The organism is Bradyrhizobium sp. Ash2021 (assembly GCF_031202265.1).
In the GTDB taxonomy this organism is placed as follows: Bacteria; Pseudomonadota; Alphaproteobacteria; order Rhizobiales; family Xanthobacteraceae; genus Bradyrhizobium.
The window spans coordinates 5,040,904-5,054,039 of record NZ_CP100604.1 but is presented as its reverse complement, the minus strand read 5'-3'; the positions used below and the strand labels follow the sequence as shown (position 1 = coordinate 5,054,039).

Genomic DNA, 13,136 nt, shown 5'->3' with positions numbered 1-13,136 from the left:
CTTGAAGACTTGGAGATCCGCATATTTGGGCTCGCCTGTCAGCTCGCCTAGAATCGGCGCCTAAGCCTTGCAGGTCGGGCACCAGACCGCGTGAATCTCCAGCAGGATCGGCTTGCCGGCCGCCTTCGCCGCCTCGAAAGCTGCCTCATCCCATTTGACTGGGTCCCTTGCCAGGGCGGGCGCAGCCGCAACCAACGCGATCCCAGTCAGAACGAGCATGCGCCGCGATATCATCTCTCTTCCTCCAGTACGGCACCTAGTTCAGCGCGGGCGGCACGCCATTCATGGACGACCAGCTACGACCAAGGAGCCTATTTCTCCTGATGCGTCCTACGATACCGCCTCAGCGGATGTTACGATGCGACAGGTGTAACTTTTCGTTGAACAGGCGCCTTCAACGCCCAAGCACCTGCCGCCACACCCCCTATCCGGCGCCGCGTACACACGGTTGCTACATCGGTGGCGGTCTTCCCATGTCCTGGACCCGCGAACCCGAAAGGCCTGTGATCAGTCGGGTTCCTCGCTCGAAGGTGAAGTAATTCCACATCCAATTCATCATGACCGCCAACCGATTTCTGAAGCCGATCAGGTAGTAGACGTGAGCCGCAGACCACAACAACCACGCGAGCGGGCCATCGAAGTGAACGCCCCATAGCTGCGCAACAGCGCTCTTACGCCCGATCGTGGCCATCATGCCGAAGTCACGATAGCGAAATGGAGCATAATCCTTTCCGAGAGATCGCGCCTTTAGGAGTCTTGCCAGATATTCACCTTGTTGCTTGGCGACCGGCGCGACACCAGGCAACGGTGCGCCGGAGACGCCAGCACAATGGGATGTATCGCCAATCACAAATATTTCGGGCTGACCGGGCACTGAGAGATCCGGATTGACTTTTACCCTCCCCACCCCATCCGTTTCCACGCCAAGCCAAGAGCCGGCCGGCGACGCCATTACGCCTGCCGCCCAGACGACTGTGGCTGCAGCAATGCGTTCTTTTCCAAGTGCGACGCCGTTAACATCGCACTGTGTGACTGTCTGATTGAGGCGAACTTCAACGCCTAATCGTTCGAGATCTTCACGCGCCCGGTCGGAAAGAGCGGGAGGAAAGGAAGGCAGAATTTTGGGCAGCCCCTGCACGAGAATGACTCGAGCGTCTCGCGGATCGATCTTGCGAAAGTCGGCGGCCAGTGCTTTCCGAGCCAATTCGGCTATTGCGCCGGCCATTTCAACCCCGGTTGGGCCGCCGCCGACAACAACGAAATTCAGAAGGCCTCGCTGTTTATCGATATCGGGTTCCGCCTCGGCTCGTTCAAAGGCCACCAGAATCCGACGCCGCAAGTAGGTCGCATCGTCTACGCGTTTGAGACCCGGCGCGTGTGCGGCCCAATCATCGTGACCAAAATAGGCGTGTTGAGCTCCCGTCGCCACGATGAGAATGTCGTAAGGGATATGCCTGTCCTCCGCGATCACCGTCTTTTCGTCTACGCGGATCCCGGTGACGTCCGCCAAGACGACATGCGTGTTCTTGTATCCGCTGAGAATGCTTCTGATGGGCGAAGCGATGTCCGCAGGCGAAAGGCCCGCTGTGGCAACTTGATACAACAGAGGTTGAAACAGGTGATAGTTGTGCCTGTCGATAACAGTCACATCGAACGACGAGTTTCCCAGCGCCTTTGCGACCGAAAGGCCTCCAAATCCGGCTCCGACAATAACGACACGCTTTTTCCTTGGTGACGTTTGCAGCTCCGTGGTGATCATAGTGGCATACTCTCTTGGGCAATGGCCCCGCAAGACCGTCCAGCGGACACCGTGCCAATCATGAGTTCATGCTCACCTCTTCGTATGCCGGCGCTAGGAAATTACAGCTTCACTGGGTTGTGACTGGGGTGGCAACGACCGGACTTCCACATTGGAGGCTATCAAGTCTGCGAGAAGTGGCTGAAGGACCGCAGGGGCCGCACGCTCTCGAAGGACGACATCCTCCTGTGTGTACCGAAAACCTAAACACGGGCGTAGTGGTGATGAAGTCCGCCCAGGATGGCGTGTGAACTGATCACACCGGTTCGCTGAACCGGGCGAGACACTGGTCCATCCTTGTTCAAGGACCGATGAGTTCTGACGCGGTTGTAATAGTCCGCATAAGATTTCAGGATTCGGCGCAGATGCATCTCGCCTAGGACAATGATGTGGTCCACACACTCACGCCGGATCGATCCGATCAGCCGTTCGGCAAAGCCGTTCTGCCAGGGCGAGGCTGGTGCGGTAGGCTTGTCCCGGATGCCCATGGCGCGCAATCGGCGCGTGACGACGCTCCCATAGATCCGGTCGCGATCGCGGATGAGGTAGTGCGGGGCCACCGCTATGTGCCAGGAGTTGCACTCCACGCTAGGTCGCGCTTTGAACCCATAGCGGACACGGCGTCAGTCTTCGCCCGCATCTTACCTTTGTCACATGCCCGACCCGTCACGCAACTAAAGTCGGTGCGACGACCGTAACCTTTCCGAAGCTCGATCGAACCGTCCCTATTGATGCCGCACGATCCGTCGGGCCGCTGCGGCGATCGAAGGCACCGAAAGGTCACTGCGACGATGAGCTCCTTCTGCCACATCGCCTTCGCCGTCTCGGCGGCGAGCGCAGCCGCGATGTTCTACGTCGGGCTGTACCAGGGCCGTCTGGTCGGCCGCCTCATCTGTCCGTTCCTCGGTCAGCAATGCGCAGGCGTCGCCGACGCCCCCTTCGCGCGGCTCTTCGGCATTCCGGACGGTTACATCGGGACGGCCCTGTATATCGTGATCCTGGGTTTGTTGCTCGCTCCGCCAGCCCGCTGGGTCTGGATCGCGTTGCTCATCCTCGCCGCCGTGGCGACGGCGGCCAACGTGCTCGGCGTCCGCGACATGATGAACTTCGGCGGCTACTGCTTCTACTGTCTCACGACCGCGGTATTGTCCCCAGTGCTACTCTACTCGATCTGGAAGCTCGGGTGATTTCGGAGGAGTCGGCCATGGATGCCAAAAGCCCTGCTGCATACGCCGTGGTCAGGCTCCGGAGGGAGGCTCTTCCGGTCGGCGCGCGGATTCGGACTACGTCTTCCACGAACTCACCCGCAGTATCTGCCCATCCTGCAAGATGGTGATCGACGCCAAGATCCTGCTCCGCGACAACAAGGTCTACATGAGCAAGCGGTGTTCGAATTGCGGGCCGTTCATGGCGCTCGTCTACGACGACGCGCAGGCCTACGTGTCATTCGCCCGGTTCAACAAGCCCGGCACGATCCCGCTGACGTACGGCATGTCCCGCGACAAGGGCTGTCCGCACGATTGCGGTCTCTGTCCCGATCATGAACAGCACGCCTGCCTCGGCATCGTCGAGGTGAACAGCGCGTGCGACATGGACTGCCCTCTCTGCTTCGCGGACGCCGCGCCTGGCTTCAGCCTCACCATGGAGGAAGTCGAGCAGATGCTGGACGACTACGTCCGGACGGAAGGCCGGCCGGAGGTGGTCCAATTCTCCGGCGGCGAGCCGACCATACATCCGCGGATCATCGACTTCGTCCGTGCCGCGTACCGCGACATCCGCTTCGTCATGCTGAACACCAACGGCAAGCGTATCGCCCGTGACGACAAGTTTCTGGCTGAACTCGAGAAGGTGCGCCCCTCCTTCTACTTCCAGTTCGATGGCTTCGAGCGGGAGACCTACCGCGCGATCCGCGGCGAGCCCGACATCCTGGAAGAGAAGCTCTTCGCGCTGGACCGCCTCGCCGAAATCGGCCTCGACGTGACCATCGTCCCGGCGATCGAGCGCGGCGTCAACGAGCATGAGATCGGCCGGATCGTCGAATTCGCGATCGGGCATCCGGCCGTCCGCGGCATCACCTTCCAGCCGGCTTTTCACGCGGGACGGCACTCCGCTCACGACCCGATGAAGCGCATGACGATCCCGGAGATCGTCCGGCTGATCGAGGTCCAGACCGCGGGCAAGTTCGTCGCCTCCGACTTCGTCCCGGTGCCGTGCTGCTTCCCGACCTGCAATTCGGTGACCTACGCGTTCGTCGAAGACGGCAAGGTGACCCCTCTGCCGCGGATCGTCGACGTGGACGACTACCTCGACTACATCACGAACCGCATCGTTCCGGATTTCAGTCGCGAGGTGAGAACGGCCCTGGAAGGCCTCTGGTCCTCGTCCTCCGTTGCGGGCTCCGAAGCGTCGCAGCGCCGGGTCGCGATTTCATGCCAGACCTGCGAGGTTCCGGACGGTCTGGCCATCAACGGCATCGCCAAGAACATGATCATGATCATGCTCCAGGACTTCATGGATCCGTGGACGTTCAACCAAAAGAACCTCATGAAGTGCTGCAAGGAGTTCCTGTTACCGGGCGGCAAGCAGATTCCGTTCTGCGCGTTCAACTCCGTCGGCTACCGCGAGCAGGCGCGCGCGCAACTCAACGCGATGGAGCCGGAACGCCGCCGGGCGCGGAAGGAGGGGCGGCCCTATGAGCCGAAGCCTATCGTCTTCGACTTCGGCGACAAGCGCGCGCGATGATCGATTTCGTGGCCTCGCCGGAGACCCTCAAGCAGTGCTGCGCGGCGGCCTACGACCACGACGCCGTCCGGGTCCTGGTCGGCGACGCGCTGCACCCCGGCGGCGCGCAACTGACCGAGCGGCTGGGGCGGATCCTGAATCTGGGGCCGGACACCCGCGTCCTCGACGTCGCGTCCGGACGCGGCGACGGCGCGCTGGTGCTCGCCGGCCGTTTCGGCTGCGAGGTCGTCGGCCTCGACTACGGATGGCGGAACGTGGAGGCGGCGACGAACGAGGCGAGAATGCGTGGACTCTCGGACAAGGTCACATTCTACTGCGGTGACGCCGAGAGATTGCCGTTTGCCGACGGAGCGTTCGACGCCGTCGTCTGCGAGTGTGCGCTGTGTACGTTCCCGGACAAGCCGACGGCGGCCGACGAATTCGCTCGAGTGCTGAAATCCGGTGGACGGGTCGGCATCAGCGACCTTACCCGCAGCGGCCCCCTACCCCGCGAGCTCGAAGGTGTGGCTGCCTGGATCGCGTGCGTCGCGGACGCGCGGACGCTCGACGAATATTGCGCGCTGCTCGACGGCGCCGGTCTAGCCGTTGGCGCCGTGGAGGAGCACGACAGCGCTCTGGTCGATTTCGTGGAGGCGATCCGTTCGCGGCTGTTCGCGACGAAGATCATGGTCGGCTTGAAAAAGGTCGAACTGCCGGGCATCGATCTCGCGACCGTCAAGGACATCGTCCGGCACGCCCTCGCCGCGGCGAGGTCCGGCGTTCTCGGCTACGCGATCGTGACGGCCGCAAAGGATGCCGGCCCGCGCGCCAGCGACCTCAAGGCAAGAGCTTGAACGCCCTTCCAAAAGGCCACCTTGCGGCGATGTTAGCGGCCGCCGGTCTCGGGTTCGGATAGTACCACGCGGCGTCGACGTTCTCGCGATCTCCCACTGTTACTGCGTATTGTATTTCGCCATGCCCTTCCATGGGCACACGCTGGTGGTGGGGCTCTCGCGGAAGTGCTCCCGAGACAGAGATTCCGGAGGGAAATAGTGATTGCCTCGACCACTTCGGTCTGCGCGCATTCCGCGATCACGACGTCGTTCCAGATCGCTTTGGTCATTTCGCTTATCCTCACCCGCTTTTCGGCCGGCCCGGGCCGGGCTGCGCGATCATGTCGATCAGCGGGCGATATCCGCGGTCGGCGAGGCGCCGCGCGGCGACGCCCACGTAGGCCTGATCGAGTTCGATGCCGAGGCCTTCGACAAGTCGGTTCATATAGTTGAAGAGCGCCACGGTCGCGACGAGGTGGTAGTACGCTTGGCCGTCCCATCCCGCAGCGAAGACCGCATCGACGTCGGACTTGGTCAGGCCGTCGGCGCGCTCGGTCAGCTTCGCGGCGAGCTCCAGCACCGGCCGCATCTTCACAGGTATGTCGGCCTTCGCATCGCCGGCCAGCAGCGCGGCGACCGATCCTTGCGGAACGCCAAGACGCTCGGCGGTCGCGGTGTGTACGCCGTGGCAGTACCGACAGCCGTTCAGACCCGACACGTAGGCGGCGATCAGCTCGCGTTCGGCGTCGGTGAACGGCGACGGGCCGCGCAGCAGCGCTTCGTGGAATTCGAGCAGCGGACGGTTCGTCTCCGGAAACATCTTGAAGACGTCGAGCAGCGTCGCGTTGTCCGGCAACGACGGAAGGTGAGCCATGCGCGGTCCTTTCCGAGCCTAACCCCTGATGTCCGGGCGCGGCGCGATCCACTCGAACATGCGACGACCGAACAGGCTGCCGAGGCCGACGAACATGGCCGCCGTTCGGATATTGAACATGATGATCATCAAGGTCGCATCGCCGGCGTGGAAGAGCGAGAGGGCCGTCGCGGTAATCGCTGCGACCGACAGACTGCCCATGAACGTCACTGCCGTCGGACGCAGGGGCGCGGCGTAACGCAGCATCACCAGCATGGCGAGCGACAACGGCAGGCTCGTCAGAACCAAGGTCGCAAGGCAACGGGTCGCCTCGCCGAGACTCACCCCGTTCGGCCCCATCGATATCCACTGCGTGAGGCACTGGTAGCCGATGTTCGACAGCCATATCGCCGCGGCGGGCGCGGGAAGGATCAGCCACAGCCGCGAGCGGTCCGGAAGACTGACGAGGAATGCCGCGACGGCCGCAAGCACGCCCGTCAAGGCGGCCCCGGCCATGCCGGCGGCGAACGCCGGATCGCGCAGGCGATGCGCCAATGCGTGGCGCGCGGCACGACGACGTCCGTGAGCGTCCGTAGTCGCTCGATGATCTCTCTTGCTTCGTCGAGGCGACCCATTTGGGCATAACACGATGCAAGAAATCGATACGTAGGCACCCAGTTGGGATTCTCCTGCAGTGAGCGAAGCAGCATCGTCCTGGCTTCATCAAGGTGCCGGGCGAAAAATCGGCCGACTCCAATCCCCAGGAAAGGGTCGTGCATGCGAACACGCGGACTTAATCTCAACCCGGTCTCGAAATCCTCGATCGCGCGATCGAGCTGGCCGACCCACAATCTGAGCCACCCGCTGCGCCACCAACCAACCGCGAAGCTCGGGTTCAGCTCGAGTGAACGGTCGATCAACGCGATGGAGGCTACAATGTCTTCGCCGAAGTAAGCCAGAACGTAAGCGCCGTTAGCGAGCACATTAGGGTCATCACGGGCGGCCGCAAGCGCCCGACGCGTTAGTCGCAATGCCTCGTCGCGGTTCGCGCTGGCATCGTCGACCCATCCGGCGACATCGAGCGAGGAGCGGCAACTTCCCGCCAGAGCGAGGGCTGGCGCGTAACACGAGTCGCGCTTGATGGCCTGGTTGAGCAGATCGAGCGCCTTGACATAACTCTCCCGGCTCACCTCTCCGGATCGGATCGGTGCAAGCGCGCGCAGGTAGAGGTCGTAGGCAGTGAGATCGTCGGTCGGCCGTTGTTGGGCGGACCAGCGCATCTCCGCGCCTTGCAGGGCCGGCTCGATGATCCCGGCGACGCTGACCGCGACCCTGTCCTGAAGCTCAAACACATCTTCGAGTGTACCGTCGAAGTGGTCGGCCCAAAGGTGAGCGCCGCTGATTGCATCGATCAACTGCCCGGTAATGCGCATGCGGTTCCCAGCCTTGCGGACCGAGCCCTCCAGCACATAGCGCACCCCGAGCTCGCGACCGGCTTGCTTGACGTCCACCGCGTGGCCCTTATAGGTGAAGCTCGAATTGCGAGCGATCACGAAGAGCCAGCGGATAGGGCTGAGTGCCGTGATGATCTCCTCTACCATTCCGTCGGCGAAATATTCCTGCTCCGGGTCGCCGCTCATGTTCTGGAACGGCAGCACCGCGATGGATGGCTTGTCCGGGAGTGGCGGGGCGGCACTCGGCCTATCGCTCAGCGCGCTAAACGATTTCGCGCGTACAGCAAAAGCGCGGACCGGCTTGGCAATGTTCTTGAGCTGCTGTTCGCCCCGGTCCTCGAAGCCAACGTCCAGCTTGCCCTCGACCTCGCTGTACACCTTTTCGGAAATCAGGATGCCGCCGGGATCGGCGACCCCCTCTAGCCGGACAGCGATGTTGATCCCGTCACCAAAAAGATCGCCGTCAGCTGCGACGATAACCTCCCCGAGATTGACCCCCATGCGTAGCTTAAGGGAGCTTCGGCCTGACGCGATGCTTTCCTGTATCTCCACCGCGCATCGCACCGCAGCCGACGGACTTGCGAACTCGGCCAACGCGCCGTCACCCGTGGTCTTGATCAGCCGCCCTTCGTGGCGGGAGAGACTAGGCTCGATCAATTCTCGCTTGAGCCGCTCGAACTCAGCGTAAGTGGCTTCCTCAGCGCGTTGCATGAGCGCGGAATAACCGACTACGTCGGCGGCCAAGATTGCCGCTAATCCGCTGCTCGGTCACAACACCCTCTAAAGGACCTGACCGCAGGTGCCTGCCACCCAGCTACCGCCACTTTTGGGCAGGCTCCGTGGGGATGCTCAGCCTAGCACTTTGCTGCGGGCCTGTGGGCGGCAATTGCGGGAGCCTTTGCCTGTGGCCAGCGCACCGGGCGGCAGCCATGCGTCAAACTCGGGAGGTCCGAGTTGGGTCAAAACCGGTCCTGACGAGCCTGAAACGGGACTTCCGAAATAGCCCAGAAAGCAGACATTGCCGGCGTCAGTCGGCATGTCTTAAACGTGCCAAAGCTCAAGGAGCGAGGAACAACCGCTTCTCATCGTGGTAGTCGATCGTTGGAAATGTGCTGCTTGCTCTGAAGTAACGGCGAAAAGAAGAGCTACGCCATTAACCTCCTGCAACAAACCAAAGGCAAAGCCGTGCAAGGATGCCATCCACCCGACACGCTCGGCAATCTGCACCTGGACCTTAGGCTTAATAGCGTTCGGATCGTCGAGCGCGGCAATCCTGACCTGCATCATACCCATTTGGTCGAGAGGTGCGTTCGTAAAGAACAAGCCCGTGCCGCACGTCGGACAGAATGAGCGCTTGCGGCTCGCGGAAGACGAATAGACTTTTGGTTCACCTTGGATGGACACGGCGGCCTTCGGGACCATCGGCCACGCCAACATTGGCGCTCCTGACTGCCTAAACCTGTACTTGCGCGCTGCCCGCTTGAGGATATCCCGCATCCGCAGCACGGTCCTGTAGGCCACCTTGAGTTCGGACTGGATCTCCAAGAGCGTTGGCTTGCTATCGCGCCTCGGGGCTTCATAGCTGAAAGCACGGGCCGCACGCACCCACGTGCTCAAAGGTAACCAGACGAGTCCCGGCGTTCTACGCGGGGTATCTATCTAGCTCATCGAACACTCTGGCCTGGAATGACGACCGTCTCTGCCGACGACAGACCCATTCGTCCTCGTCCTGCTATCTGGAGGAAACGGCCGCTTTGCGCCAACAGCGGCCGTTCGATAAGCGCTCATTCCGAAAGTACGGACTCGGCATAGGCTTAGATTGGTCTCGTCAATATCCGCCTTGCGAACGAGGTCAAACCCTCTCGGAGACATCCACCGCCGGCACCAATGAGCTTATAGAACACCGCTCTCGTTGGCTGTCACTAGATATTCTTTGATCCATATCCAGCGCGATTAGAAGCGAAAATTGCCGCTTTCGCATTGTCAGTGCACACAAAGAGCCGATTCTACACGAGATTCCGTAAAGATTGTATCGATAGCCAGATGCCATTTCAGGCTTGCTGAAACATCCTCCCGCCACGCATCATCTTCACCTCCATCCCTTCGGTCCTTGCCGGCCGGACGAGCCTATCTCTTCTTCCCATCAGCATCGAACTGCCTGAGAAATGCGACAAGATCATTGGTCTTTTGCTCGTCCTTCAGACCAGCGTAGATCATCTTCGTGCCCGGAACCTTCGCTTTTGGATCCCTGATATATTCCCGGAACGTCGCTTCATCCCAGGTAATCCCCGAATCTTTGTTGGCATCGGAATATGAATAGCCGGCGACACTGCCGGCCTTGCGGCCGATGACGCCGTTGAGGACGGGCCCAACCGCGCTCTTCGCGTTCTCGCCAATCTGGTGGCAAGCCTTGCACATGCCAAAGACCTTCTCGCCGGCGGCGGCGTCCTGCGCTCTCGCTTTACCTGCGGCGATAGTCGCCAGGACAGCGACGAAAATCACTGCTCGCATTTCATTCTCCTCTCCTGGATCTGCCTGAATGACTAAAACTTCACGATTAGTCTTTGCTCAGTTCACTCGTGGCCAAGCGCCGGCTGACGTTCGGTTGAAAGACGCAGGACGTTCGCCGCGACCTGCTCGCGGAACCTATCGATCAAATCGCTGGTGGTCGCGCCGCACACGAGCCTCATGCTGGTATCAAATACCGCGACAACCTTTTCGTTCACCAGCAGATGAGCTTCGTTCTCTGCATCGAGACCTCCGCGCGCTAGTTTCGCAACACGGAGACCAATCACCTCACTCGATTCCAGCGCCAGTAGTGAAACTGTGATCCACGGTCCGAACATTAGCATCTCCTGTTGCTGCAAATTCGCGCGAAGATCCTGCACCGGATTTCCGGTGCAGCCCGAACCATGCGAGGCATGGTTATCACTGCTACTCCAATGTCAGGTGAGCGCTAAGAGTACCTCCGCGAGTTCTTCGGTCACGACGTCAATCGGCTGCAACCCGTCGACAATATGGAGCAAACCTTGCGACCGGTAGTATTCGGTGACGGGAGCGGTTTGCGCGCGGTATGCTTTCAGCCGGGTCTTCGACCTCCAGTTCAAGGACTGCGTTGAGCCCGATTTTCCTTGCTGCCAGTTCCCTATCAAGAGCCTGCGCTTGCGCCACGGTCCGGGGAAACCCATCGAGGACAAAGCCGTTGGCCGCGTCGGAATGGTCCATTCGATCGGCAACAACCGCAGTGATGACATCATCAGGCACGAGATCCCCGCGCTCCATGATATCTTTGACATGCGTTCCGAGGGCCGAGCCTGAGGCCACTGCTTCGCGCAGCATGTCCCCGGTCGATAGTTGCGGAACGGCGAAACGTTTGGCAATTCTCGTCGCCTGTGTGCCTTTTCCCGCGCCCGGCGGCCCCAACAGAACCAGTCTCATCACGATGCTCCCCTATGCAAGCAGCCCTACCGATTCTTGATCAAATCATCGACCACCGCCGGATCGGCGAGCGTCGACGTATCACCAAGCGCACCAAATTCATTCTCCGCGATCTTGCGCAGGATACGGCGCATGATCTTTCCGGAACGGGTCTTCGGTAATCCAGGCGCGAACTGGATGACGTCGGGGGCGGCAATCGGGCCGATTTCCTTGCGCACCCACGCGACGAGTTCCTTGCGCAACTCCGCGGATGGCTCCCTACCCGTCATCAAGGTCACGTAGGCGTAGATGCCCTGTCCCTTGATCTCGTGTGGAAAGCCGACGACAGCGGCTTCGGAGACGTCCTTGTGCGCCACGAGCGCACTCTCCACCTCGGCCGTTCCCATCCGGTGGCCGGAGACGTTGATGACATCGTCGACGCGCCCGGTGATCCAGTAGTAGCCATCGCTGTCGCGCCGACAGCCATCTCCGGTGAAGTACTTGCCCGGAAAGGTCGAAAAATAAGTCTGCATGAAACGTTCATGATCGCCAAAGACCGTGCGCATTTGGCCCGGCCAGGAATCGGCGATGACCAGGTTTCCTTCGCAGGCGCCGTCCAACACCGCGCCGCTGGCATCCACGACCTCCGGCCGGACACCGAAGAACGGAAGCGCGGCAGAACCTGGCTTCAACGCGGTAGCGCCAGGCAGCGGCGTAATCATGACGCCGCCAGTTTCGGTTTGCCACCAGGTGTCGACGATCGGGCAGCGCCGATCCCCGACCACGCGGTGGTACCACTCCCACGCTTCCGGATTGATCGGTTCGCCCACGGATCCAAGCAGGCGCAGCGAGGTGCGGCTAGTCCGTTTGACCGGCTCCTCGCCCGCCGCCATCAAAGAGCGTATCGCAGTCGGCGCAGTGTAGAAGATGTTGACCTTGTACTTGTCGATCACCTCCCAAAACCGCGACATCGATGGGTAGTTAGGGATCCCCTCGAACATCAGCGTGGTCGCGCCATTGGCGAGCGGTCCGTAGACGATGTAGCTGTGGCCGGTAACCCAGCCGACATCGGCCGTGCACCAGTAGACGTCGCCATCGTGGCAATCGAACACGTATTGATGCGTCATCGACGCGTAAACGAGGTATCCCCCTGTCGTGTGGACGACGCCTTTCGGCGCACCTGTTGATCCCGACGTGTAGAGGATGAACAGAGGGGCCTCGGCGTTCATCTCGGCAGGCTTGCAATCGGTTGGCGCATTCGCCACCGCGTCCTCGTACCAGACGTCGCGGCCATTGACCCAATCAACTGGACCGCCGGTGCGCTTGACGACGATCATCGTTTGCACGATGTCCGGTGCTTTCTTTACTGCCGCGTCGGCATTGGCCTTCAATGGGACCTTGCGCCCACCGCGCAGACCCTCGTCCGCCGTTATCACGACTTTCGAATTGCACCCCTCGATACGTCCGGCGAGCGCGTCTGGTGAAAAACCTCCGAACACGATGGAATGCACGGCTCCGATGCGGGCGCAGGCCAGCATGGCATAGGCGGCCTCCGGGATCATGGGCAGATAGATCGTGACCGTATCGCCGTTCGCGACACCGTGGCTCTTCAGTACATTTGCGAGACGGCAGACGTGCTGGTGCAGCTGTCGGTAGGTGATGCGCTTCGATTCGCTCGGATTGTCCCCTTCCCATATGATCGCGGTCTGGTCGGCACGATTGGCAAGATGCCGGTCGATGCAGTTAATCGATACGTTGGTGGTTCCGTCCTCAAACCATTTGATCGAGACCTTGCCGGGATCGAAACAGGTATTCTTTACCTTCGAGTAAGGCTTGATCCACTCAATTCGCCTGCCGTGATAGTCCCAGAATTCATCCGGAGCAGAAGTGGAGAAGGTATACATTTCGTGGTACTCTGGCGCATCCACGTAAGCCCGCTCCACCCAACCCACCGGCACTGCGTAGGCAAACTCTTCCAAGCTCACTAGAGTGCTCATCGGATACCCCTCCTTCCCACCTCGAGACGCTCCTATCAAACCAACGCCAACGGAGCGGCGGGC

General features: G+C 61.0%; 15 protein-coding genes and 1 pseudogene. 4 read left to right on the top strand and 12 right to left on the bottom strand.

The features are described from left to right. Positions 1-60: 60 nt before the first annotated feature. Positions 61-219 (bottom strand): thioredoxin family protein, encoded by a 159-nt coding sequence (locus NL528_RS24215; protein WP_309176961.1) that lies wholly within the window; start codon positions 217-219, stop codon positions 61-63. A gap of 232 nt (positions 220-451) precedes the next feature. Next, a complete protein-coding gene (locus tag NL528_RS24210; RefSeq protein WP_309176960.1) occupies positions 452-1,759 on the bottom strand; it encodes an NAD(P)/FAD-dependent oxidoreductase in 1,308 nt (435 codons plus the stop codon). Positions 1,760-1,882: 123 nt separating this feature from the next. Here NL528_RS24210 and NL528_RS47200 point away from each other — a divergent pair, with 123 nt between their 5' ends. Beyond that, complete coding sequence (locus NL528_RS47200) at positions 1,883-2,005, top strand: type ISP restriction/modification enzyme (RefSeq protein ID WP_375144074.1); 123 nt, start codon at positions 1,883-1,885, stop codon at positions 2,003-2,005. Here NL528_RS47200 and NL528_RS24205 read toward each other — a convergent pair. Next, positions 2,002-2,358, bottom strand: coding sequence for an integrase core domain-containing protein (locus NL528_RS24205; RefSeq protein ID WP_309176959.1), 357 nt, complete (start codon positions 2,356-2,358; stop codon positions 2,002-2,004). The two genes, NL528_RS47200 and NL528_RS24205, sit on opposite strands and share 4 nt — an antisense overlap. A gap of 231 nt (positions 2,359-2,589) precedes the next feature. On the opposite strand from NL528_RS24205, the gene NL528_RS24200 reads away from it, so the two are divergent. The 3 genes from NL528_RS24200 (at position 2,590) to NL528_RS24190 (ending at position 5,373) form a co-directional block, all read left to right on the top strand. Further along, positions 2,590-2,985 (top strand): vitamin K epoxide reductase family protein, encoded by a 396-nt coding sequence (locus NL528_RS24200; protein ID WP_309176958.1) that lies wholly within the window; start codon positions 2,590-2,592, stop codon positions 2,983-2,985. A 220-nt stretch (positions 2,986-3,205) separates the two neighbouring features. Continuing rightward, complete coding sequence (locus tag NL528_RS24195; protein WP_309176957.1) at positions 3,206-4,540, top strand: radical SAM protein; 1,335 nt, start codon at positions 3,206-3,208, stop codon at positions 4,538-4,540. After that, the gene (locus tag NL528_RS24190) at positions 4,537-5,373 is read left to right on the top strand and encodes a methyltransferase domain-containing protein (RefSeq protein WP_309176956.1); all 837 of its coding nucleotides are present in this window, start codon (positions 4,537-4,539) and stop codon (positions 5,371-5,373) included. The genes NL528_RS24195 and NL528_RS24190 overlap by 4 nt, the downstream gene beginning before the upstream one ends. Here NL528_RS24190 and NL528_RS47195 read toward each other — a convergent pair. The 9 genes and pseudogenes from NL528_RS47195 to acs all read right to left on the bottom strand — a co-directional run bounded on the left by NL528_RS47195 (position 5,357) and on the right by acs (position 13,073). Then, positions 5,357-5,557, bottom strand: coding sequence for a DUF427 domain-containing protein (locus NL528_RS47195; protein WP_375144073.1), 201 nt, complete (start codon positions 5,555-5,557; stop codon positions 5,357-5,359). The two genes, NL528_RS24190 and NL528_RS47195, sit on opposite strands and share 17 nt — an antisense overlap. A gap of 96 nt (positions 5,558-5,653) precedes the next feature. Then, positions 5,654-6,226, bottom strand: coding sequence for a peroxidase-related enzyme (locus NL528_RS24185; protein WP_309176955.1), 573 nt, complete (start codon positions 6,224-6,226; stop codon positions 5,654-5,656). Between the two features lie 18 nt (positions 6,227-6,244). Beyond that, the gene (locus tag NL528_RS24180) at positions 6,245-6,760 is read right to left on the bottom strand and encodes an NrsF family protein (protein WP_309176954.1); all 516 of its coding nucleotides are present in this window, start codon (positions 6,758-6,760) and stop codon (positions 6,245-6,247) included. Continuing rightward, positions 6,703-8,370 (bottom strand): adenylate/guanylate cyclase domain-containing protein, encoded by a 1,668-nt coding sequence (locus NL528_RS24175; RefSeq protein WP_309185024.1) that lies wholly within the window; start codon positions 8,368-8,370, stop codon positions 6,703-6,705. The genes NL528_RS24180 and NL528_RS24175 overlap by 58 nt, the downstream gene beginning before the upstream one ends. A 330-nt stretch (positions 8,371-8,700) precedes the next feature. Next, positions 8,701-9,096, bottom strand: coding sequence for a GFA family protein (locus tag NL528_RS24170; protein WP_309176953.1), 396 nt, complete (start codon positions 9,094-9,096; stop codon positions 8,701-8,703). A gap of 690 nt (positions 9,097-9,786) precedes the next feature. Beyond that, positions 9,787-10,170, bottom strand: coding sequence for a cytochrome c family protein (locus NL528_RS24165; RefSeq protein ID WP_309176952.1), 384 nt, complete (start codon positions 10,168-10,170; stop codon positions 9,787-9,789). 62 nt (positions 10,171-10,232) lie between these two features. Beyond that, the gene (locus NL528_RS24160; protein ID WP_309176951.1) at positions 10,233-10,547 is read right to left on the bottom strand and encodes a hypothetical protein; all 315 of its coding nucleotides are present in this window, start codon (positions 10,545-10,547) and stop codon (positions 10,233-10,235) included. Positions 10,548-10,604: 57 nt separating this feature from the next. Then, a pseudogene (locus NL528_RS24155) lies at positions 10,605-11,097 on the bottom strand (adenylate kinase family protein). 26 nt (positions 11,098-11,123) lie between these two features. Then, the gene (gene acs, locus NL528_RS24150; RefSeq protein WP_375144072.1) at positions 11,124-13,073 is read right to left on the bottom strand and encodes an acetate--CoA ligase; all 1,950 of its coding nucleotides are present in this window, start codon (positions 13,071-13,073) and stop codon (positions 11,124-11,126) included. Positions 13,074-13,136: the final 63 nt, after the last annotated feature.